20 protein-coding genes are annotated in these 20702 nt (G+C 67.9%); 11 read left to right on the forward strand and 9 right to left on the reverse strand.

What is annotated here, in order from left to right; genetic code table 11:
• The first annotated feature begins 30 nt into the window (after nucleotides 1–30).
• The 3 genes from L593_RS12860 (at nucleotide 31) to L593_RS12870 (ending at nucleotide 1684) form a co-directional block, all read left to right on the forward strand.
• A complete protein-coding gene (locus L593_RS12860) occupies nucleotides 31–438 on the forward strand; it encodes a type IV pilin N-terminal domain-containing protein (protein ID WP_020447404.1) in 408 nt (135 codons plus the stop codon).
• Nucleotides 439–514: 76 nt separating this feature from the next.
• Nucleotides 515–1081, forward strand: a complete 567-nt coding sequence (gene hpt / locus L593_RS12865; protein ID WP_020447405.1) for a hypoxanthine/guanine phosphoribosyltransferase — start codon at nucleotides 515–517, stop codon at nucleotides 1079–1081.
• Between the two features lie 87 nt (nucleotides 1082–1168).
• On the forward strand, nucleotides 1169–1684 hold the full coding sequence (locus L593_RS12870) for an N-acetyltransferase (RefSeq protein ID WP_020447406.1): 516 nt from the start codon (nucleotides 1169–1171) through the stop codon (nucleotides 1682–1684).
• A 57-nt stretch (nucleotides 1685–1741) separates the two neighbouring features.
• On the opposite strand, the gene aroC is transcribed toward L593_RS12870, so the two are convergent.
• Entirely contained in the window at nucleotides 1742–2947 is a 1206-nt protein-coding gene (aroC, locus tag L593_RS12875; RefSeq protein WP_020447407.1) for a chorismate synthase, read from the reverse strand.
• 189 nt (nucleotides 2948–3136) lie between these two features.
• On the opposite strand from aroC, the gene L593_RS12880 reads away from it, so the two are divergent.
• The 4 genes from L593_RS12880 to L593_RS12895 all read left to right on the forward strand — a co-directional run bounded on the left by L593_RS12880 (nucleotide 3137) and on the right by L593_RS12895 (nucleotide 7812).
• On the forward strand, nucleotides 3137–4123 hold the full coding sequence (locus L593_RS12880; RefSeq protein ID WP_020447408.1) for a cellulase family glycosylhydrolase: 987 nt from the start codon (nucleotides 3137–3139) through the stop codon (nucleotides 4121–4123).
• A 102-nt stretch (nucleotides 4124–4225) separates the two neighbouring features.
• Nucleotides 4226–5212, forward strand: a complete 987-nt coding sequence (locus L593_RS12885) for a cellulase family glycosylhydrolase (RefSeq protein ID WP_020447409.1) — start codon at nucleotides 4226–4228, stop codon at nucleotides 5210–5212.
• Between the two features lie 249 nt (nucleotides 5213–5461).
• Entirely contained in the window at nucleotides 5462–6448 is a 987-nt protein-coding gene (locus L593_RS12890; RefSeq protein ID WP_020447410.1) for a cellulase family glycosylhydrolase, read from the forward strand.
• Between the two features lie 143 nt (nucleotides 6449–6591).
• Nucleotides 6592–7812: an MFS transporter gene (locus L593_RS12895; protein WP_020447411.1), complete on the forward strand. Its 1221-nt coding sequence runs from the start codon at nucleotides 6592–6594 to the stop codon at nucleotides 7810–7812.
• A 44-nt stretch (nucleotides 7813–7856) separates the two neighbouring features.
• Here the strand turns inward: L593_RS12895 and L593_RS12900 are convergent, their stop codons facing one another.
• The 4 genes from L593_RS12900 to L593_RS12915 form a co-directional block, all read right to left on the reverse strand.
• On the reverse strand, nucleotides 7857–8312 hold the full coding sequence (locus L593_RS12900) for a hypothetical protein (RefSeq protein ID WP_020447412.1): 456 nt from the start codon (nucleotides 8310–8312) through the stop codon (nucleotides 7857–7859).
• Between the two features lie 171 nt (nucleotides 8313–8483).
• Nucleotides 8484–9551 (reverse strand): phosphotransacetylase family protein, encoded by a 1068-nt coding sequence (locus tag L593_RS12905; protein WP_020447413.1) that lies wholly within the window; start codon nucleotides 9549–9551, stop codon nucleotides 8484–8486.
• A complete protein-coding gene (locus tag L593_RS12910; RefSeq protein WP_020447414.1) occupies nucleotides 9548–11710 on the reverse strand; it encodes an acetate--CoA ligase family protein in 2163 nt (720 codons plus the stop codon). The genes L593_RS12905 and L593_RS12910 overlap by 4 nt, the downstream gene beginning before the upstream one ends.
• Before the next feature lie 146 nt (nucleotides 11711–11856).
• Nucleotides 11857–12468 carry a DUF420 domain-containing protein gene (locus tag L593_RS12915; RefSeq protein ID WP_020447415.1) on the reverse strand — a complete coding sequence of 204 codons (612 nt, stop codon included), beginning with the start codon at nucleotides 12466–12468 and terminating at the stop codon, nucleotides 11857–11859.
• 203 nt (nucleotides 12469–12671) lie between these two features.
• On the opposite strand from L593_RS12915, the gene L593_RS12920 reads away from it, so the two are divergent.
• The gene (locus L593_RS12920; protein ID WP_020447416.1) at nucleotides 12672–13091 is read left to right on the forward strand and encodes a cobalamin B12-binding domain-containing protein; all 420 of its coding nucleotides are present in this window, start codon (nucleotides 12672–12674) and stop codon (nucleotides 13089–13091) included.
• Nucleotides 13088–14251: a methylmalonyl Co-A mutase-associated GTPase MeaB gene (gene meaB / locus L593_RS12925; protein ID WP_020447417.1), complete on the forward strand. Its 1164-nt coding sequence runs from the start codon at nucleotides 13088–13090 to the stop codon at nucleotides 14249–14251. Before L593_RS12920 ends, meaB begins: the two co-directional genes overlap by 4 nt.
• 73 nt (nucleotides 14252–14324) lie before the next feature.
• On the opposite strand, the gene L593_RS12930 is transcribed toward meaB, so the two are convergent.
• Together L593_RS12930 and surE are read right to left on the reverse strand one after the other, a co-directional pair.
• Nucleotides 14325–14555, reverse strand: coding sequence for a SelT/SelW/SelH family protein (locus tag L593_RS12930; protein ID WP_020447418.1), 231 nt, complete (start codon nucleotides 14553–14555; stop codon nucleotides 14325–14327).
• 55 nt (nucleotides 14556–14610) lie between these two features.
• Entirely contained in the window at nucleotides 14611–15432 is an 822-nt protein-coding gene (gene surE, locus L593_RS12935; RefSeq protein WP_020447419.1) for a 5'/3'-nucleotidase SurE, read from the reverse strand.
• Between the two features lie 144 nt (nucleotides 15433–15576).
• Between surE and L593_RS12940 the strand changes: the two genes are divergently transcribed.
• Both L593_RS12940 and L593_RS12945 read left to right on the forward strand, forming a co-directional pair.
• Nucleotides 15577–17424 carry an SLC13 family permease gene (locus tag L593_RS12940; RefSeq protein ID WP_020447420.1) on the forward strand — a complete coding sequence of 616 codons (1848 nt, stop codon included), beginning with the start codon at nucleotides 15577–15579 and terminating at the stop codon, nucleotides 17422–17424.
• Nucleotides 17425–17518: 94 nt separating this feature from the next.
• On the forward strand, nucleotides 17519–18223 hold the full coding sequence (locus L593_RS12945; RefSeq protein ID WP_020447421.1) for a hypothetical protein: 705 nt from the start codon (nucleotides 17519–17521) through the stop codon (nucleotides 18221–18223).
• A 95-nt stretch (nucleotides 18224–18318) separates the two neighbouring features.
• Here the strand turns inward: L593_RS12945 and gatE are convergent, their stop codons facing one another.
• Both gatE and L593_RS12955 read right to left on the reverse strand, forming a co-directional pair.
• Nucleotides 18319–20205 (reverse strand): Glu-tRNA(Gln) amidotransferase subunit GatE, encoded by a 1887-nt coding sequence (gatE, locus tag L593_RS12950; protein ID WP_020447422.1) that lies wholly within the window; start codon nucleotides 20203–20205, stop codon nucleotides 18319–18321.
• Between the two features lie 187 nt (nucleotides 20206–20392).
• Nucleotides 20393–20635: an HVO_2901 family zinc finger protein gene (locus L593_RS12955; RefSeq protein WP_020447423.1), complete on the reverse strand. Its 243-nt coding sequence runs from the start codon at nucleotides 20633–20635 to the stop codon at nucleotides 20393–20395.
• Nucleotides 20636–20702: the final 67 nt, after the last annotated feature.

A 20702-nucleotide genomic window follows, 5' to 3' on the forward strand; every position in this document is an offset into this window, starting at 1 on the left:
AGGCCGGCGGTATGATTCTGGAGAGTAGCCGTGTATGGAGACCAGCACCTCGAAGAAGGGCTCTCTGGAAATATCCAGACGCTCATCGCGCTGGCGCTCGTCGTGCTCGTCGTCGTCGTTGGTATCCTCCTCGCAGCGGGCTACGGCGGCCCGATCTGGAACCACTTCTTCGACGACTCCCAGCCGCAGGCGAGCTTCGAGTTTTCCTACGACCAGCGCGCGGAGACCTTGACCGTGGAGCACGCCGGCGGGAACGCGATCCCTGGACGTCAACTCCTCGTTCGGTCGGGGAATCGGACGCTCGCGGACTTCTCGGCGTACGAGCGCGTCGACGCCGGTGACGCGGTGACCGTCGCGAACGTCTCCCGGAGCGACTCGATTCGAGTAGTCTGGCGGAAGCAACACCGAACGCTCGTGCTGGCGACGTGGCCTCGCTGACCCGAACGCGAATTCCCAGCGTCCCACACGGCGGCGTGTCACAGCGCTTTATGGCTCCCCCGGATCAATCCCGGATATGGACCGGTTGCAGGCGTCGCTTCGAGACGCGCCGATCGTCGAGAAGGACGGCTACCACTACTTCGTCCACCCGGTGAGTGACGGCGTGCCGACGCTCGATCCGTCGTTGCTCCGGGAGATCACCGTCAAGATCGTCCGCAAGGCCGAACTCGCGGACGTCGACAAGATCGTCACGCCCGCGGCGATGGGCATCCACATCTCGACGGCGCTCTCACTGACGACGGACGTCCCGCTCGTGGTGATCCGCAAGCGCCAGTACGGCCTCGACGGCGAGACGCCGCTCCACCAGCAGACCGGCTACGGCGAGAGCCAGATGTACGTCAACGACGTCCATCCAGGCGATCGCGTGGTCGTGATCGACGACGTGCTCTCGACGGGCGGGACGCTCTCCGCGGTGCTCGGTGCACTCGACGACATCGGTGCGGAGGTCGTCGACACCGTCGCCGTGATCAAGAAAGTCGGCGGTGTGACCGAACTGGCGGACGACCAGACGGTCAAGACGCTCGTCAACGTCGACGTCGTCGACGGCGAGGTCGTCATCGTCGACGAGGACGGCGACGGGTAGTCGAACAGTCGAGACGCCTCGTGTTCGGTCGGGGGGCAGTTGCGACTCCGGGGTAACAGTTACTGGGCACGCACGAGCAGGGCGCGTATGGAGCTCCTCCCGCTTCCGACAGACGCCGCCGCCGTCGAGCTGTTCGTCGAGGACTGCTGGCTGCCGTACCATCGGGAACTCGAACGGGTCGTCGATGCACACAGCCTCGACGAGTCGGTCGATCTGGTCGCCAAGGAGGTCGCGTTCCGACGCGAGTGGCTCCGCGAACCGGATCGGGGTCTCTGGATCGCGGTCGAGGGTACTCCCGAGGATCCGGACGCCATCGCCGAGGAGAGTGCCGATCTCGCGGGCTTCGTCGCGATCGAACGCCAGACTGCCTCGCCGGTATTCGACCGGCCGGACCGCGTCGTCGTCGACGATCTCTACGTTCGCGAACGGCACCGCGGCACCGGGCTCGCTCGGGAGCTGGTGGACCTGGGTGTGGCCGAGGCAGATGCGCACGACTGTGACGAAGTGACTCTCGAAGTCGACGTCGACAACGACAGAGCGATCGCGTTCTACGAGAAGCTCGGCTTCGAACCGTATCGGCAGACGATGGTATTGTCAGTCTGAACGGACAGAGCGTTCGGTCGTCCGGCGGGAACCGCTCCGCCGCCACGTTCGGTCGCGCTACTCTTCGTTACGCGGACTGCTCGGGTGGTACTCGGTGTCGTACTCGCCGGGGCGTCCGTCGAGCCGATCGGGGTTGATCCGGCCGCCGAGCAGCATGAAGTCGAGGATCGTACAGTAGAACATCGCCTCGACGACGGGAACGGCGCGCGGGGGCAGCGACGGGTCGTGCCGACCGGTGACCTGGATCGTCTTCTCCTCGCCGGTCTCCCAGTCGACGGTGGTCTGTTCTTTCGGGATCGAGACCGGGGCGTGCCAGGAGATCTCGCCGTAGATCGGCTCCCCGGTGGTGATGCCGCCCTGGAGGCCCCCGTGGTCGTTGCCGACGGGCACCGGGTCGCCCTCCTCGGCGACGACCTCGCCGCCGCGAGCGCTGTCGCCGGCTTCGGGATCGTATGCCTCCCAGTCCTCGTTGCGGTCGTGACCCTTCATCGAGCGAGCCGCTTTGCCGACCCCGTACTCGAAGGCGGTCGTCGCGGGGATCGAGAAGACCATCCGACCGAGACGAGCGGCGAAGCTGTCGAAACGCGGCGCGCCGAGTCCGCGGGGAACGCCGCGACACTCGAAGTAGACGGAGCCGCCGACGGAGTCGCCGTGCTGCTGGACCTCCTCGAGGTGCTCGCGCATCTCCTCCGCGGTGTCGGGATCGGCACACCTGACCTCGTTCTCCTCGGTGTGCTCGAGCATCTCCTCCCAGGTGACATCGGGGGCCTCGATATCGTCGATCTGGTTGACGTGCCCCTTGACCGTCACGTCGTACTCAGATTGATCGAGCACCTCCTTGGCGATCGCGCCGGCCGCGACCCAGTTGACGGTCTCGCGGGCGGAGGAGCGGCCGCCGCCACCCCAGTTTCGGGTGCCGAATTTCGCGGAGTACGTGTAATCGCCGTGGGACGGTCGCGGTGCGGTCACGAAGGGCTCGTACTTCCCGGAGCGAGCGTCCTTGTTCTGGATAACCATCCCGATCGGCGTCCCGGTGGTGTAGCCCTCGAGGACCCCGGAGTTGATCGTGACCTCGTCGGGTTCGCCCCGGCTGGTCGTGATCATCGACTGCCCGGGCTTGCGGCGGTCGAGTTCGCGCTGGATGCGCTCCTCGTCGAGTTCGACGCCGGCCGGGCAGCCCGACACCGTACAGCCCATCGCCGGCCCGTGGCTCTCGCCGTAGGTGGTCACCTGGAAGAGGCGACCGAACGAGTTCCCGTTCATGTCCGCCCGGTGGAGGGCGGGGGCATTTATCCTTTGTATTCGCGCAGCCGGTGCGAATCGACGTCCATCACGAGCGATCCGAGCGGCTCCTCGCCTGTACGTCGACGACGTGCCGCAAATCTCGTGCGAGTCTTTGCCGCAAATCGGAGAGTTATGCCACGGGCCACCGATTCTCACACTGATTCATCGATGGTCACGACGCTCGACAACACGGAGTACGCGGACGTTCGCGGGTTCAACTACCAACCGAGTCACGCGAGCCACGGGATGGAGATCTGGGGGACGGACTTCCAGCCGAGCCTGATGCGCAAGGAGCTCTGGATCGGGAACCAGCACTTCCCGGGGATGAACACAGTGCGGCTCTGGCTCTCCCACGACGCCTACCTCCGGTTTCCCGAGCGGATGCCCGAGCGCGTCGGGGAAGTGCTCGACATGGGGGCGGACTACGACGTCGAGTTCATCGTCACGTTGTTCAACGGCTGGAGCAGCTACCCCCAACTCGGTGGGCTCCACCCGCAGTCGCTCCGGGAGTGGCACGACGGCACGCTCTACCGCGAGGCGTTCGAACCCTACGTCGACGCGATCCTGGGCGAGCACGCCGACCACGACAGCGTCCTCGCCTGGGACCTCTGTAACGAACCGCTCCTCTCCGTCCAGAATCGCGACGGACTCGCCGACATCGAAGTCGACCGCTCGCTCGTCATCTACCGGTTCCTCGAGCGCGTCTACGAGCAGATCCTCACGCACGATCCGGAGGCGCCGACGACGGTCGGGACGATGAGCACACCTGTCGGCGTCGAACTGTTCGAACCGATCTCCGAGGTGCTCTCGACGCACCCGTACTACTCGTGGAACCGGGGCGACACGCCGGAGGGTCTCGCCGAGACGCTCGACGAGATCGTCGCGATCGCCAACGACGCGGGGAAACCGCTCCTCGCGACCGAGACTGGCTGGGGCGCGCTCGACGACGAGAAGCGCGCGGAGGTCCTCGACGTCGAATTCTCCGCGCTCGACGAGCGGGACGTCGGTTTCACCGCCCACCTCCTCCACCACACGCCGGTCGCCGACGGCCACCGCGAGGGGCACGGGCCGATCTACGACGCCGAGAACATGTCGTTCGTCGATCCGGACGGGTCGCTCCGGGCGCACCACGGCCTGTTCAACGACTACTGCTGACGCCGCTCTACCGACCTCGAGCCCGCTGACTGGCAGGTCCGTCCGTCTCCAGATGCCGTGGAATTATTGTCGATGGGCGCAACTCTGGCTAGTTGTCTGTCGATGGTGACGAGGCTCGAGAACACGGAGTACGCCCACGTGAGCGGCTTCAACTACCAGCCCAGCCACGCGAGCCACGGGATGGAGATCTGGGGAACGGACTTCCAGCCGAGCCTGATGCGCAAGGAGCTCTGGATCGGGAAGCAACACTTCCCGGGGATGAACACCGTTCGGCTGTGGCTCTCTCACGACGCCTACCTCCGGTTTCCCGAGCGGATGCCCGAGCGCGTCGGCGAGGTACTGGACATGGGCGCGGACTACGACGTCGAGTTCATCGTCACGTTGTTCAACGGCTGGCACAGCTACCCCGACTTCGGCGGGCTGCACCCCCAGTCCCTCCGCGAGTGGCACGACGGAACGCTCTTCGACGAGGCCTTCGCGCCGTACGTCGACGCTATCGTGGGCGAATTCGCCGACCACGACAGCGTCCTCGCCTGGGACCTCTGCAACGAGCCGCTGTTGAGCGTGCAGCACCAGGGAGTGCTGGAAGACCTCACCGTCGACCGCTCGCTCGTCATCTACCAGTTCCTCGAGCGAGTCTACGAACGAATCCGCACCCACGATCCCGTGGCGCCGACGACCGTCGGATCGATCGGGACTCGTACCCACGTGGAGATCTTCGAGCCACTCGCGGAGGTGCTCTCGACGCACGCGTACCTCGCCTGGAATCGGGCGGAAACGCCGGCCGAACTGCACGAGAAACTCGACGAGATCGTCGCGCTGGCCAACGACGTCGAGAAACCGCTGCTCGCGACCGAGACTGGTTGGGGAGCACTCGACGACCAGAAACGCGTCGAGATTCTCGACGTCGTGCTCGCCGCGCTCGACGAGCGGGACGTCGGCTTCACCGCCCACCTGCTCCACCACACGCCGGTCGCCGACGGGCACCGCGAGGCGTACGGGCCGATCTACGACGCCGGGAACCTCTCGTTCGTCGATTCGGACGGGTCGCTCCGGGCCGGCCACGACGTCTTTAACGAGTACTGCTGAACCCCCGCCTTGCCGACTGCGGCTGGGAGACCGGTGAGGACGCGCTCCACTCCGGCCAGTCCGACGTCCACGTCACCGAGACGACCGAAATGTACGCCGACGACTTCCCTACGAGGCAGCCGCCACGAACGGCCGTCTCACTCCGATTCGTCGACGCCACGCACGTCCGGTCGTCGGACTTCCGTTGGCCTTTGCCGCATGTCGGTGAGTTATGCCACGTGCCATCAATCACCAGATACAGTTTCACCGATGGTCACGACGCTCGACAACACGGAGTACGCGGACGTGCGCGGTTTCAACTACCAACCGAGTCACGCGAGTCACGGGATGGAGATCTGGGGGACGGACTTCCAGCCGAGCCTGATGCGCAAGGAGCTCTGGATCGGGAAGCAACACTTCCCGGGGATGAACACCGTTCGGCTGTGGCTCTCTCACGACGCCTACCTCCGGTTCCCCGAGCGGATGCCCGAACGCGTCGGCGAGGTACTGGACATGGGCGCGGACTACGACGTCGAGTTCATCGTCACGCTGTTCAACGGCTGGAGCAGCTACCCCCATCTCGGCGGGCTGCACCCCCAGTCCCTCCGCGAGTGGCACGACGGGGAGCTCTATGAGGAGGGGTTCGAACCCTACGTCGACGCGATCCTCGGCGAGCACGCCGACCACGACAGCGTCCTCGCCTGGGACCTCTGTAACGAACCGCTCCTGAGCATACAGAATCGGAACGCGCTCGAGGACCTCGAGGTCGACCGCTCGCTCGTCATCTACCAGTTCCTCGAGCGCGTCCACGAGCGGATCCACTCTCACGACCCGGCGGCGCCGACCACCGTCGGGAACCTGGGCACTCCCGCCGCCGTCGAGATCTTCGAACCCCTCGCGGAGGTGCTCTCGACCCACCCGTACCTCATCTGGAATCGAGGGCGGACGCCCGAGGAACTCAGGGACTCCATCGACGAGATCGTCTCCTTCGCCAACGAGGTCGGCAAGGGGCTAATCGCGAGCGAGACCGGCTGGGGTGCCATGGAGGACGAGAAGCGAGCGGAGGTCCTCGACGTCGAACTCTCCGCGCTCGACGAGCGGGACGTCGGCTTCACCGCCCACCTCCTCCACCACACGCTGGTGGCCGACGGCCACCGGGCCGACCACGGCCCGATCCACGACGCCAAGAACATGTGCTTCGTCGATCCCGACGGCTCGCTCCGGGATCACCACGGACTATTCAACGACTACTGCTGATCCGAGACGCGCTCCCGGAGACGGTTCGGCACCGGTAAAGCGGCTGCTCGGCGCGCAGCGACGACCGCTCCGGACCGTCGAGGCGGAACGCACAAGCGATGGCCGCCGCTCGGCCCGAACGAATACGCTCTCGACGATCCAGCATGCCAGCTTCCACTCGGCGCACCATCGGCCGCTACGATGCACTCGTGCTCACCTCGCTGCTGTGGTTCCTCGCGAAACTACTGCGCTACGCGTTCCCGCCGCTGTTCGAGACGCTGAGCGTCGAATACGGCGTCTCGACCGCTGCACTCGGGTGGGCGTTCACGGGCTTCATGCTGGTCTACGCGGCGATGCAGTTCCCTTCCGGCGTCTTGGCAGATCGCCTCGGACCGGTCGGCGTCCTGACCGTCGGCGCGATCGGCGCCGCTGTCGGTGCCTTCGTCGTCGCACTCGAGGGGCCGTTCGCGTTGCTCGTCTTTGCAATGCTCCTCGTCGGAGCGGGCACCGGGGTCCACAAGACCGTCGCGATCGGGCTGCTCTCTCGGACCTACCCGGCCCGCAGCGGACGCGCGCTCGGCGTTCACGACACCTTCGGAACCTTCGGCGGCGTCGTCGCGCCGGCCATCGTCGCCGTCGTACTCGGTGCCGCGACGGCGGACTGGCGTGTCCTCTTCTTCCTCGGTGGAGGCACCGCCGTCATCGTCGCCGGCGCCTTCTCCATCCGCGTGCCCCGTCGACTACCCGACCGTCCGGCGACCCACGCCGACGCCGACGAGCGGCCGCCGCTGCGCGCCTACGCAACCCCGTTTCGGCGCCGTCGGTTCGTCGCCTTCGTCGCGGTCACGCTCTGTTTCGGCTTCGCCTATAACGGGGTCGTCGCCTTTCTACCGCTGTATCTCGCACGGACGACCGGCGTCTCGAGCGCCACAGCGAGCGCGCTCTACGCGCTCTTTTTCGTAGTCAGCCTGATCCAGCTCGGGACGGGCGAGCTCAGCGACCGAGCGGGGCGGCTGCCGGTGATCACCGGGACGATCGGCCTCGCGACGGCGTCCCTGGCAGCGCTCGTCGCGGTGCCGACGGCCGGACCCGCACTGTTCGGCGTTCCCGTGCTCGCGGCCGCCGTCGTCGCAACGCTCGGCGTTGGTGCCCACGGCTTCCGTCCGGTTCGCGCTGCACACCTCGAGGCGCTGCTCCCCGAAAATCTGGCTGGCGGCGGGCTCGGCGTCGTTCGGACGGGGCTCATGGGCGCCGGAGCGATCGCGCCCGGGGTCGTCGGCGTGCTGGCGACTGCCGCCGGCTTCCGGGTCGCGTTCGCACTGCTGCTCGCGGTGCTCGGCGTCGCGCTCGCGGTCGTGCTGTCACTGTGGCTCACGGGGAGGTAACAGCGGGACGGCCGCGACTGGCCTCCGAGACGGCGAGAGAGGGACTACTCCTCGAAGTTGAACCCGAACTCCTCGCCAGTCCGGACGAGGTAGTCGTTCTCCAGCACCTCGCTGACGGTCCGACCGAGCTCGTCCAGCGCCTCCACGACGTCTTGTCGGTCACTACGCTCGAACGTCTCGTCGTACGGCGCCGGGAGGTCGTCGGGCACGGTGGGCGAGCGGTAGCCGACGTCCCCGGCCGACGGGTTCAGGTAGAAGTCGAACCCCTCGATCAGGCCCAGGTCCAGCACCGCCTGGAACTGCTCCTCGGAGAGGTAGGTCTCCTGGCACCAGTCGTCGAAGGCCTCGCCCCAGGCGCCCGACTCGAGCGCGGTCGCTAGCGTGTCGCGCTCCGGCTGTTCGCCCGGGTGGGCGTCGATCTCCTCGACGGAGTCGTAGTCGCCAGGGTCTTGGGGACCGTGGAGCGTCGGCGGATCGGGAATCTCGACGTCGAGCGTCATACGCGTCCCTTCGGCGGACACCCGTTTCCGCCTTTCCCCGCGAGCGGGCCGACCGGGACGCTCCCAGCCGCCCACGGTCGTCGCTTCGGTCGTCCGGCGGGTGCGCAATCGTGACTGTCGCCAGGCCGAAGGGATCGGCCGGCGTGCGTCGCCACAAAGAGCGCCAGCGTCTCACTCCCCGTTCAAGATCGCGTCCACGTCGGCGTGGTCCCCGAGCAACTCCTGCATCCGCTCGACGGCGCCGGCGTCGCGCGTGCGGCCCCCGCTGACGACCTTCTCGGCGCGATCGATCGTCGTGAGCGTGTCAGTCTGGACCACGATGATCGGAACGCCCTTCTCCTCGGCCTTGCCGACGACGGCGCTGGACGGCCGGTGGCCGCCCGTGAGCAGGAGGCAGTTGACGCCCGGCGCCTCGAGCGCGGCGGTGTGGATGTCCGAGCGGTCGCCGCCGGTGATCACGGCGGCGTCGCGGGTCCGGCGGAAGTGCCGGAGCGCGGAGTCCGCGCCCATCGCGCCGACGGAGAACCGCTCGACGTACTCGTCCGTGGGGACGTTCGTGAGGACGCGGGCGCCGAGTTCGTCCGCGAGGTCGCCGACGGTCACGCCGGCCAGTTCCTGGACGCGTGGGACGGCGCCGTGGACGGGCACGTCCCGCTCCTCGAGGAACGGGACGGCGTCCTCCTCGAGTCCGTCGTAGGCCGAGTCGTCGACGGCGTTGAACAGGACGCCGCGGAGCCGGTCCTGCCCGATCGAGTCGACGGCGGCGAGTACGTCGTCGAGGTCGCCCGGCGAATCGTAGCCGGCGACGACCAGCACCTCCGCGTCGACGAGGTCGGCGATGTCCGCGTCGGTCAGGTCGACGATGCCGCCGGTCGTGAGGGTACCGCCGCCCTCGATGAACATGCGATCGCGACCGGAGGCGATCGTCTGGAAGTGTTCCTTGACCTGTCGCTGGAGGTCCTCGGGATCGGCCTGCCCGCGAACCGCCTGCTCGACGAACGTCGGCGAGTAGACGACGGGCTCCATCTCGTGCATCTCTGCTTCGAACTCGAGGAGGTCCCGGGCCAGCATCGGGTCCTCGTCGATCGTCTTGCCGACGCGGGAACGGAGGCGCGTGCCCTTCGGTTTCATGTAGCCGACGTCCTCCTCGCGCTCGCGGGCGTGGAGCCCGAGCGCGACGGTGATCGCCGTCTTGCCGGTGCCGTCTGCGAGTGCCGTGACGAGTAGCGTGTCGCTCATTGGTCTGGGGATGGGGTGGAGTGGTCCGTGGTCGATGGTGCGTCGGTTCGCGGCTCGTCCGCGAGCTGGTCGGGGTCGACGGTGAGCCGGACGTCGATGGCGTTCGCGCCGTCGGGGCCGGCGACGAGGGGGTTGACGTCGAGTTCGAGGATTGCCGGGAACTCCCAGACGAGCTGGGAGAGGCGCTGGAGCGCCTCGACGACGGCGTCGACGTCGGCTGGCTCCCGACCCCGCGCGCCGCGGAGCAAGGGTGCGGCCTTGATCTCGTCGACCATCGTGCGGGCCTCCGGCTCGGAGATCGGCCCGACGCGCAACGACGTATCTTCGAGGACCTCGACGAAGATACCGCCGAGGCCGAACAGGAGCAGCGGTCCGAACTGCGGGTCGCGGTTCGCGCCGATGATCGTCTCCGTCGCGTCGTCGAGGTCGACCATCGCCTGGACCTGGACGCCGAGGACGTCCGCGTCGGGCTGGTAGTTGTGGGCCCGCGCGACGAGGTCCTCGTAGGCGTCCCGGACGTCGGCCTGTTCGACGCCGACGCGGACGCCGCCGATGTCGGACTTGTGGAGGATGTCCGGGCTGACGATCTTCATGACGACGTCGCCTTCGATGTCGGCGGCGACGGACTCGGCCTCCGCGGGGGAATCGACGACCTCGCCGTCTGGCGTCGGAATCCCGTAGGCGTCGAGCAGGTCCATGGCCTCCACGCCCAGCCGGTTGTCCGAGCGCTCCTCGACGCGACCGAGTATCTCGCGGGCGCGCTCCCGATCGACGTCCTCGAACGTCTCGTGTTCGGGGTAGGTTCGCTCGGAGATCTCGCGGTAGCGTGAGAGCGCTTCGAGGCTGTCGACGGCGCGTGCGGGATCGAAGTAGTTCGGGATCCCGTGTTCGCGGAGGGCGGCCGCGCCGCGTTCGGCACTCTCACCGCCCATGAACGCGCCGACGACCGGCTTGCCGTACTCGGCCTGGAGTTCGCCGACTGCGTCGGCGAGTTCCTCGTAGGAGAGCACGGCGGTCGGTGCGGCGAGGACGATCGCCGCTCCGACGCCGTCGTCGTTCAGTGCGATGTCGAGCGCACCCCGGAACCGCGCGACGTCGGCGTCGCCGATCACGTCGACGGGGTTGTAGCCAGTCGCCTCGTCTGGCAGGAGTTCGTCGAAGGACTCGAGCGTCGCGTCCGAGAAGGAGGCGAGGTTCAGCGACGAGTCGCCGACGGCGTCGGTCGCCATCACGCCGGGGCCGCCGGCGTTCGTGACCACCGCGACGTCGTCCTTCGGGAGTTCGGGTAGCCCCGAGAGCGCCCGTGCGGCGTCGAACAGCTCCTGGACCGTGTCGACGCGCAGGACGCCGGCCTGCTCGAGCCCGGCCTCGTAGGCGGCCTCGGCGCCGGCCATCGTCCCGGTGTGGGACGACGCTGCCTGGGCACCGGCCTCCGTGCGGCCGGACTTGACGAGGACCATCGGCGTGTCGTCGTTCGCTTCGCGGGCGGTCTCGATGAACTCGCGGCCGCGATCGATCCCCTCGAGATAGCCGACGATCACGTCGGTGTCGTCGTCCTCGCCCCACGCCTCGACGAAGTCCGTCTCGTCGAGGACGGCCTTGTTGCCGAGGGAGACGACGTCCTTGAAGCCGATGTCCTGCTGGATCGCCCAGTCGAGGACGGCGGTGACGAACGCCCCCGACTGACTCATGAAGGAGATCGACCCGTCGAGAGCGTTGTCGGGGCCGAAGGTCGCGTTCATCCCGACGGGCGTACTCATGATCCCGAGGCTGTTCGGGCCGACGACGTTGAGGTCGTACTCTTCGGCGACGGCCTGGAGCTCCTGCTCGCGCGTGGCACCTTCGCTGCCGGTCTCCCCGAAGCCCGCCGTGATAACCACGACGTTCTTGATCCCGACCTCCCCCGCGGACCGGACGGTCTCGATCGCTGCGTCCGGTGGAACCACGACCACGGCGAGGTCCACGTACGGGGCCTCCTCGAGGTCGTCGTAACAGGTGTGGCCGAGCACCGACCCCCGGTAGGGGTTGACGGCGACGACGTCGCCGTCGTAGTCGGCGTCGAGGTTCTCGATGATCGCGCGGCCGACGGAGCCCTCTCGGTCGGTCGCGCCGACGACGGCGATCGACGACGGCGCGAACAGTCCGGATAGGCGTCCCATCAGTGATCGGATATCGTTCGCGCGAGTGCTTAAAAGCAAGTGGCGTTCTCAGGATTCGGGGTGCCTTTTCGATCCCGGTACGGATACGATCGAACGAGCGCACCCACAACCAACGGCACGGGACCACGGACGCCGACTCGCCAGGATCAGACGGGCGTGAACTCGTAGCTGTAAACGTGGTTGAGGATGAGATAGGTCACCACGCCCAGCACGAGGCTCAGGATCCAGGACGCCGCTGCGATCCTGCCGATCCGCGGGTGCAGCGAGTCCCGGAGTTCGGCGGGCGTGTGGGAGATCCCGAGCAGGAACGCGTAGAGGACGACCGGCATCGCGATCGCGGAGAGGATGATGTGGATCGCGAGCATGACGAAGTAGCCCAGCGCGATCGGATCCGGCACGGACTCGACGAGTCGCTTCTCACCGCCGCCGCCGACCTTGGGGAGGTAGAGCACGAGGAACAGGAGGATGAGCGCGAACGCCGCGGTCATCGACTTCGCGTGCGCCTCGATCTTGCCCTGCTTGACGTAGCGCCACCCAGCGATCAGGCAGACGGTCGCGGCGAGGTTGACGACGGCGATCGCGTGCCCGAGGAGGTTGACGCCCGATTTGCCGATGTTCGGATAGAACGGGATCATGCCCTCGAACGTCGCGATCACGAGCGCGTACCCGACGACGGTGAGGACGGCGGTGACGGCCGCGACGTTGTCCTTGAGCCACGACGGCCCGTCGTCGAGCGACGGCGAGGCGGTGTCGGCCATTGGTCGAGGATTGGCGGCCGCACAGATGGCGGTTCCGCTTTCCCGACATCCGGCCCGTTATCCTGGGGTCGCTGCTCGACAGGAACCGTCGCCTCCGGTGACGTGGTCGGATGCCCGATCCTGCGCGCCGATGCACGCTCCCATCCACTTACTCGCATCCAAATCCCCGTAAGCATCAAACGCCAGCCCCACGAAATCGAGGTATGAGCGTCGAGGGGGAACAACGGACGATTCGCTGTCTCGTCGCGAAGGTCGGTCTCGACGGCCACGACCGCGGCGCGCACGTCATCGCGCGGGCCTTCCGCGACGCCGGGTTCGAAGTCATCTACTCCGGCCTGCACAACGCACCCGACGAGATCGTGCAGGCCGCGGTTCAGGAGGACGTCGACGTCCTCGGCATCTCGATCCTCTCGGGGGCCCACAACACGCTCGTTCCGAAGATCATCGAGGGGCTGGAGGAGTACGGCGCGTTCGAGGACACGCTCCTCATCGTCGGCGGCGTGATCCCCGACGACGACAAGCAGGAGCTCAAAGCGATGGGCGTCGCGGAGGTGTTCGGCCCCGGCACGGAGCTCGAGACGACGATCGAGTTCGTCCGGGAGAACGTGCAGGACCGACGATGACGGAGAAGTCGGTGACTGACGACCCCGCGGCTCCAGCCGGCGGCCGGTCCACCGAAGCGCCAGCATTCGACGTCGACGCGCTCGTCGACGACCTGCTCGCCGGCGAGCACCGCGCACTCGCCAGAGCGATCACCTACATCGAGGACCGGACGCCGGGCTATCGCGAGCTCGTCGGCGCGCTCCACGACCACACCGGCGACGCGAGCGTGGTGGGGATCACCGGCAGCCCCGGCACCGGGAAGTCCACGCTCGTGGACAAGCTCGCGCTCGAGTACCGCGACCGCGGACACACCGTCGGCGTGATCGCCGTCGATCCGGCCTCGCCGTTCACCGGCGGCGCCGTCCTCGGGGACCGCATTCGCATGGGCTCGACCGTCGGTGACATGGACGTGTTCGTGCGGTCGATGTCGGCTCGCGGCGCGCTCGGCGGTCTCGCCGCCGCGACCGCCGACGCCGTCCGGGCGCTCGACGCGTTCGGCAAGGATCGGATCATCATCGAGACCGTCGGCGCCGGCCAGAACGAGATCGACGTCGTACGGACCGCGGACACCGTCGCCGTCCTGGTCCAGCCCGGCGCCGGCGACGACGTCCAGATGCTCAAGGCGGGGATCCTCGAGATCGCGGACTGCTTCGTCGTCAACAAGGCCGACCTGGACGGCGCGAATCGGACCGTCCAGGAGCTGACCGAGATGCTCCAGCTCGAGCGCGACGTCGATCCCGTCGTGCGCACGGGCCACCACGGCGTGCCGGAGGCGGATGGATCGACCGATGGCGAGGGCGAGGAGCCCACAGCGGACGAGGGCGACGCCGCCGCGGCTGGCGACGCAGACGACGCTACGACCTGGCGCACGCCCGTCGTCGAGACGATCGCGACGAAGGGCGAGGGCGTCGACGCAGTCATCGAGGCGTTCGACGACCACCACGAGCACCTGGAGGCGACCGGTGCGCTCGAAGAGCGTGCCAGGATGCGCTACGCCGAGGAGATCCGGACGCTGCTCCGCGAGGATCTCGGCGCCCTGCTCGAAGACGAGATCGACCGCCGCGGTGGGATCGAGTCGCTGGCGGAGGCGGTTCACGATCGCGAGACCGATCCCTACTCCGTCGCCGACGACCTCCTCGGGCCGATCGAGGACTGCGTCGAGGAGCAGCGATCGGAGTAGCTGGTGCGTTCGGGTTCGACGACGGCGGCCTCGACGGCCTCAGATTCGGGGACCGGCGTCAGCGCCGCTTCGGTCAGCAGCGCTCGTCGATCGATTCGACGATCGCGTCCGCGTCGTACTCGTCCTCGTCGACGTCGAACACCTGCTCGCCGTCGACGGAGACGGTGAACACGCCGCCGTCACCGGTCCGGAGCGCGACGCGGTCGACGTCCTGCCCGTACTGATCGAGGATCGCGTACTGGAGCTGCTGTGCGCGGTCGAGGTGCCCACACGGGACGCAGTAGTGGATTTCGACGTCCGTCATGCCTGGATCCTCGGACGCCGGGGGCAAAAAGCTCCGCCGGACGTGCGGCAGCGGCTCACTCGCCGGGCGGATACGCCGCCGCGAGCCCGTCGAGCGCCTCGTGGTGCTCCGTCGTGTGGGGCGCGGTCAGCGGTGAGACGCTCACGGCACCGTCGAGGATCGCGTGACGATCCGTCCCGGGCTCCTCCTCGAGGTCTCCGTCGGCCATCAGCTGCCAGATGCGATCTTCGAGGCGGACCTGATCCCCGTCGCGGACGGCGTCCATCTCGTACCGATGGGACGGCGTCGTGATTCGCATCGGTGCGGGGCCGTCAGCGGAATCGTCCGTTACGGCGAGGTAGCCACTCGGCACCGGCGCGTTGACGTTGAGGTAGTCCGCGTGGTCGAAGACGCCCGCGGGGATCGCGTGCTCGACGAGGAACTTCGTCGCGCGGACGGCCTCGCGATAGTGCCGTTCCTCGACCTCGGCGTCCTCGAACGCCGTGTCGTCGACGGGCACGTACAGCGAGGCGGCGATCGCAGGGACGCCGTGAAACGCGGCTTCCACTGCCGCGCTGACGGTCCCCGATCGACCCAGCACGTAGCCGCCGAGGTTTGCACCGCGGTTACAGCCCGCGACCACGAGGTCGGGATCCGGGCAGAACTCCTGGAGGCCGGCGATCACGCAGTCCGTCGGGGTGCCCGTCAGGGCCACGCCGCCGTTTCGCTCCTCGATGACGACGTCGGTCGAGGTCTGGCGGCCGACCGCGCTCTGGTCGGTCGCCGGTGCGACGACGGTGACGTTCGCGATCTCGCCGAGGCCGGCTTCGAGAACCTGGATGCCGGCAGCGTCGATCCCGTCGTCGTTCGTCAGGAGGACTTCCGGCGTCTCGTTCATTGCTGGGGACCTGTGGCTGGGGAGCGAAAAGCACTCCGGAGCGCGGCGGTTGGCCTGCTGGATCTGGTCGGCAGTCCGGTGGCGCCACCGCTGGGTCGGCGTGCAAAGCCAACACTCAAGCCGACGCCGTCCATCGCTCGCCCAATGCCGGTCGCGGGGGTCTCCACGGGCGCGATCGTCGTCTTCGCGCTGATCGGCGTCGCGCTCGTGCTCTTCGTCTCCGAGACGTTCCCCAGCGACGTCACCGCCCTCGGCGTGGTCGTGGTACTGGCGCTGCTCGAACCAGTGATCGGGCTCACGCCGCGCGAGGCGATCTCGGGCTTCTCGAACCCGGCGACGATCACAATCGTCGCGATGTACATGCTCAGTGCCGGGATTCAGGAGACGGGAATCGTGGAGTGGCTGGGGGTGAAACTCGCGGCGTTCACGCGTGGCGAGGAAGACCGGGCGCTCGCGGCGACGGTCTGTACGACCGGCCCGATGGCGGGGTTCGTGAACAACACCCCGATCGTGGCCGTGTTCATCCCGATGGTGCAGGACCTCGCTCGGGACGCAGATATTTCACCCTCGAAACTGCTCATGCCGCTGTCCTACGCGGCGATCCTGGGCGGCACGCTCACGCTCATCGGGACGTCGACGAACATCCTCGCCAGCGACGCTGCGCGGGAGCTGATCCGTGGTCGCGAGGGCATCGGTATCTTCGAGATCACGCCGCTCGGCGTGGTCGTGCTCGCGGTCGGGATCGCGTACCTCGTCACGATCGCCCCGCGCCTGACGCCCGCCCGGGTGCCCGTCGACGCGGACCCGCTGGAGCGCTTCGACATGGAGGATCACCTCGGTCGCGTCGTGGTCCGCGAGGGGTCGCCCCTCGTCGGGACCTCCGTCGACGAGGTCGCCGAGTCCGTCGCGGTCGGTGGCGAGATCGCCGTCCTCCAGCTTCGACGAAACGGCGAGGTGTACGCCGTCCCGGACGCCGACGAGGCGCTCCGGCCGGGCGACCGCCTGATCGTCAACGGCACCCTGCAGGCGATCAACCGCTTCCAGGAGGCCAACGACCTCCGGCACCTCCACCGAGAGAGCGTGACGGCGGCCACCTTCGACGAAGCGCCGACGGGCTACACGCTCGCGACCGCGGTGATTCCCGAGGACTCGGAGTTCGCTGGCGAGACGGCGAGGGGCATCGGCCTGGAGCGGTTCCACCAGACCCGCGTGCTGGCGGTCCGCCGGGACGGGGAGCTCTACCGGACGGGCCTCCGCGAATTCGCCCTCGAACCCGGCGACCACATCCTCCTTCGCACGACGCCCCAGACGATCGAGTACTTCGATGACAGCCCCGCAATCTGGATCGTCGACGAGCGGGTGCTCGAGGCGCACGCGAACGGCGACGACGGCCCGACGCTGTCTTCGCACACGCCGGTCGCGCTGTCGATCCTGGTCGTCGTGGTGCTTGGCGCTGCAGTGACGCCGGCGCCGATCGTGGTCGCCGCGCTCGGTGGCGCCTTCGGAATGATGGTGACCGACTGCATCTCGCCTGCCGACGCCTACGACGCCGTCTCCTGGAACGTCGTCTTCCTCCTGGCCGGCGTGATCCCCCTCGGGCTCGCGATGGAGCGGACCGGCGGCGCGACGGTGCTCGCCGATCTGCTCGTGGCCAGCGCCGGCGTGCTCCCGCTGCTGGCGGTCCTGTACTGCTTCTATCTCGTGACGAGCCTGCTCTCGAACGCGATCACGCCCGTCGCGACGATCGTCCTGATGCTCCCCGTCGCCGTCGACACGGCGGCACAGCTCGGTGCCAACCAGTTCGCCTTCTTGCTGGCCGTGACCTTCGCCGCTGCGACGCCGTTCCTCACGCCGATCGGCTACCAGACGAACCTCATGGTCTACGGACCCGGCGGGTTCGAGTTCACCGACTTCGTGCGCGTCGGCGCCCCGCTGCAGCTCCTCCTCTCGGTGGTCACCACCGCCGGCATCTGGGCGTTCTGGGGGCTCTGAAGGTCCCTGTTTGCCGCGGTCGACGAGCCTGACCGAGAGCACGTCGCTTCCGCCGGCGGTGCGTTTATGCCGGCGCTCCCGCATTCTTCGGCGAATGACAGACGGGAGTGCGACTGGCTCCGACGGGGACGACGGGCACGGGAGTCCCGTGGCGGCGCGGCCCGGGCCGAGCCGCGACCCCGACGTCGACGCCCTCCTCGACCAGCTCGAGGAGCTCGAACAGACCGTCGACTCCGACGACGAGCGCGAACAGGTCCAGGAGACCATCAGTCTCGCCGAACGCATCCCCGGGACCGGCTTCCTCAGCGGCCAGATCCAGAAGTACACCACTCGCGACGTCGCCGAGGCGTTCGTCGGGGCGATCCTCATCTCGATGCCGATGATCGTCGAGGACGGCGTGTTCGTGATCGCAGAGCACCTCGCACACAGCCGCTGGCAGGGCGTCCCCGTGTTCCTGGTCGCGAATCTGGCGTTCGTCCTCGCGATGAGCGTCGGGTTGCTCTACGTCGCGGACATTCGGGAGGTCCAGATTCGCAACCCGATCCTCGGATTCGTTCCCCGGCGACTCGTCGGCGTGCTCGCCGCGTCCTTCCTGGCTGCCGTCGGCGTGATGTACCTCTGGGGCCGCAACGAGGCGGGCAACCCAACTGATCTCGAGCTATTCGCCCGCGTGACGGTCATCTGGACCGCAGGAGCGTTCGGCGCCGCGCTTGGCGACATCCTCCCCGGCGAGAGCGCCGGCTACGACATCACGATCGAGAACCTGGACGACATCGTCAAGCCAGAGGACTGGGACTGAACGCCGACCACTGGGGCTGAATATCGAAGACTGGAACTGGGCACGATTGCGGTCGCGCCCGTCTCGTCGAAAAAGCCTCCCGTGGCGACCGACGTTCAGGCGCGCTGCTGGATCTCCTCGCGCAGCACCTCGCTCACGACGTCGCCGTCGGCCTTCCCGCGGAGTGCGCCCATGCACTCGCCCATCAGCCCCGAGAACGCGCCCATCCCCTCGGTTTCGACCTGCTCGGCGTTGCGCTCGACGACCTCGACGACGGCCTCGCGAACTTCGTCTTCGGAGACGCCGCCGAGGTCCTCCTGCTCGACGGCGTCCGCTGCTGTCAGGTCGGGGTTCTCGGCGAGCGCCACGAGGAGGTCCTCCAGTCCCTCGTTCGGAACCTCGCCCGCGTCGACGAGGCCGATCGCGTCCCGGAGGTGCTCGTCTGTCAGCCGCTCGGTCGGTACGTCGTCTCGACGGAGTCCGGTGAGCAGTGATTCGAGCGTGTCAGCAGCGAGCGTCGGATCGACGTCGTCGTCCTCGACGAGCGTCTCGAACAGCGGCATATACTCGCCGTAGGCGACCTGCTCGGCGAGGCCGGCGCCGAGCTCGTACTCGGCGACGTAGCGCTCCTCCTTCTCGGTGAGGAGCTCCGGCGTCTCGACCTCGCTGGGATCCGGCTCGACCGGCGGCACGTCGGTCTCCGGGTACATCCGGGCCGCGCCCGGGAGCGGTCGGAGGTAGCTGGAGGTCGCGTCCTGCTGTGCGTCACGGGTCTCTTCGGGAACGTCCCTGATCGCGACCTCGGCGCGGTCCGCGGCCGCCTCGATGGATTGCTCGGCGATCTCGGGATCGGCGGCGACGATGGCGACCGCGTCGTCGGTCTCGGCGTCCACGGCGTCCCGCAACGCTTCGACCTCAGCTTCGGTCACGCCGTAGGCCGGTAGCTCGTCGGTGTGGAAGATGCCCCCGGCGCCGTAGCGCTTGGCGTAGTCCGAGAGCTCGGTGCCGAGCCGGCGATCGGGCTGTAGCTCCGCGCCGACGAGCCCGTCGAAGCCGGCGAGCCGGACGCCGTGCACCTCGCCGCCGGCATTCAGCGCGCCCGAAATCACGCCGCTCTCGGTGTCCGCGAACACGTCGGTCACGTCTTTTGGTTCGCCAACCGTCGCGTCGCGATCCTGGAGTTCCTCGGCGATCTCGACGAGACGCTTCTGTCGTCGCACCTCGTTCCGCACGATGTCGTCGATGTCGTCGAGGCTCTGGACGCCTTTGAGTTCGACGCGCGCGCCGTCCGCGATGGAGATGTTCACGTCCTGGCGGATGGTGCCCAGGCCGCGCTTGACGGCACCGGTCGAGCGCAGGAGCATTCCGATGCGTTCGGCGGCGTCGCGGGCCTGCTGGGGCGAGCGAATGTCGGGCTGGGTGCCGATCTCGACGAGTGGGATGCCGAGGCGGTCCAGGCCGAAGCGCACGCCGGACTCGGTTTCCTCGATGCGCTGGGCGCTCTCTTCCTCGAGCATCAGGTCCTCGATGCCGACAGGTCCCTCGGGCGTCGAGATTTCGCCGCCGTCTGCGACCTTCGAGGTCCGCTGGAACCCCGTGGTGTTCGAACCGTCGACGACGATCTTGCGCATGACGTGGAGCTGGTCGACGACCGTCATGTCGAGCAGTGTGGCGATTTCCAGTGCCACGTCGAGCGCCTCGGCGTCCAGTTCCTGGGGTGGCTCGTCGTCCTCCTCGACGAGGCAGGTCGAGTCGAACGCCAGGTACTCGAACTCGCGATCGACCATGCTCTCTTCGAGGGCGGCCTCGTCGATCTCCCCGAGTTCGCTCTTCGTCGGGTGGAGGTAGCGGGTGAACCGTCGGTCGGATTCCTCGGGCTCGCGCAGCTCCGTGGGACAGGAACAGAACAGCTTCGTGTCCGTGTCGAGCTGCTGGTGGATCTCGAGTCCGGCCACGAGGCCGAGCGCCTCGTAGTCCAGAGATTCGTCGTCGGCAGCGGTCATTGCCAGACTCTCCGCCGGGGAGGGGTAAAAAACCGTTCAGTTCGGGGTGGGACGTCGCAGACGCGCTGCAACCGAGACGTGCGAGCATCCTGCGCCTTCGAGTACAAGTACCCTGCACGTCCGCGCACGAGCAATCTGGCCCTTCGCGTCCGGGTACCCGGTGCGTGTGAGCGCCGGTCCGTCCGATCTACTGGGAGGCCTGCGTCCGTACGCCCTCGCGGTCGACGTCGACGATGGCGTCGCCACGGCCGGCCCCGTCACAGTCCTCGGTCGGACACTCGTAATGCCAACCGTCCCTCGTGGCCTCGGCCTCCGTGAATCGCTCGCCGCACTTCCGGCAGCGGAGGTCGCCCGATGCGCACGTGTCCCGGTGGAGTTCGAGCGCCAGCTCCGTCGAGAACGTCTGCTTGCAGTCCCTGCAGGTGTGCATACGCCGACGAGGAGTGCGAGATGCCTTAATATCGTATGATCGTTTCCGGGAGTGGGTAGTCCTACCA

The sequence above is a fragment of the Salinarchaeum sp. Harcht-Bsk1 genome (assembly GCF_000403645.1).
In the GTDB taxonomy this organism is placed as follows: Archaea; Halobacteriota; Halobacteria; order Halobacteriales; family Salinarchaeaceae; genus Salinarchaeum.

Excerpts from the sequence above, each read along its gene's own strand:
- hpt (WP_020447405.1), top strand. The coding sequence starts at position 515 with ATGGACCGGTTGCAGGCGTCGCTTCGAGACGCGCCGATCGTCGAGAAG.
- L593_RS12870 (WP_020447406.1), top strand. The coding sequence starts at position 1,169 with ATGGAGCTCCTCCCGCTTCCGACAGACGCCGCCGCCGTCGAGCTGTTC.
- aroC (WP_020447407.1), bottom strand. The coding sequence starts at position 2,947 with ATGAACGGGAACTCGTTCGGTCGCCTCTTCCAGGTGACCACCTACGGC.
- L593_RS12880 (WP_020447408.1), top strand. The coding sequence starts at position 3,137 with ATGGTCACGACGCTCGACAACACGGAGTACGCGGACGTTCGCGGGTTC.
- L593_RS12885 (WP_020447409.1), top strand. The coding sequence starts at position 4,226 with ATGGTGACGAGGCTCGAGAACACGGAGTACGCCCACGTGAGCGGCTTC.
- L593_RS12890 (WP_020447410.1), top strand. The coding sequence starts at position 5,462 with ATGGTCACGACGCTCGACAACACGGAGTACGCGGACGTGCGCGGTTTC.
- L593_RS12895 (WP_020447411.1), top strand. The coding sequence starts at position 6,592 with ATGCCAGCTTCCACTCGGCGCACCATCGGCCGCTACGATGCACTCGTG.
- L593_RS12900 (WP_020447412.1), bottom strand. The coding sequence starts at position 8,312 with ATGACGCTCGACGTCGAGATTCCCGATCCGCCGACGCTCCACGGTCCC.
- L593_RS12905 (WP_020447413.1), bottom strand. The coding sequence starts at position 9,551 with ATGAGCGACACGCTACTCGTCACGGCACTCGCAGACGGCACCGGCAAG.
- L593_RS12910 (WP_020447414.1), bottom strand. The coding sequence starts at position 11,710 with ATGGGACGCCTATCCGGACTGTTCGCGCCGTCGTCGATCGCCGTCGTC.
- L593_RS12915 (WP_020447415.1), bottom strand. The coding sequence starts at position 12,468 with ATGGCCGACACCGCCTCGCCGTCGCTCGACGACGGGCCGTCGTGGCTC.
- L593_RS12920 (WP_020447416.1), top strand. The coding sequence starts at position 12,672 with ATGAGCGTCGAGGGGGAACAACGGACGATTCGCTGTCTCGTCGCGAAG.
- meaB (WP_020447417.1), top strand. The coding sequence starts at position 13,088 with ATGACGGAGAAGTCGGTGACTGACGACCCCGCGGCTCCAGCCGGCGGC.
- L593_RS12930 (WP_020447418.1), bottom strand. The coding sequence starts at position 14,555 with ATGACGGACGTCGAAATCCACTACTGCGTCCCGTGTGGGCACCTCGAC.
- surE (WP_020447419.1), bottom strand. The coding sequence starts at position 15,432 with ATGAACGAGACGCCGGAAGTCCTCCTGACGAACGACGACGGGATCGAC.
- L593_RS12940 (WP_020447420.1), top strand. The coding sequence starts at position 15,577 with ATGCCGGTCGCGGGGGTCTCCACGGGCGCGATCGTCGTCTTCGCGCTG.
- L593_RS12945 (WP_020447421.1), top strand. The coding sequence starts at position 17,519 with ATGACAGACGGGAGTGCGACTGGCTCCGACGGGGACGACGGGCACGGG.
- gatE (WP_020447422.1), bottom strand. The coding sequence starts at position 20,205 with ATGACCGCTGCCGACGACGAATCTCTGGACTACGAGGCGCTCGGCCTC.
- L593_RS12955 (WP_020447423.1), bottom strand. The coding sequence starts at position 20,635 with ATGCACACCTGCAGGGACTGCAAGCAGACGTTCTCGACGGAGCTGGCG.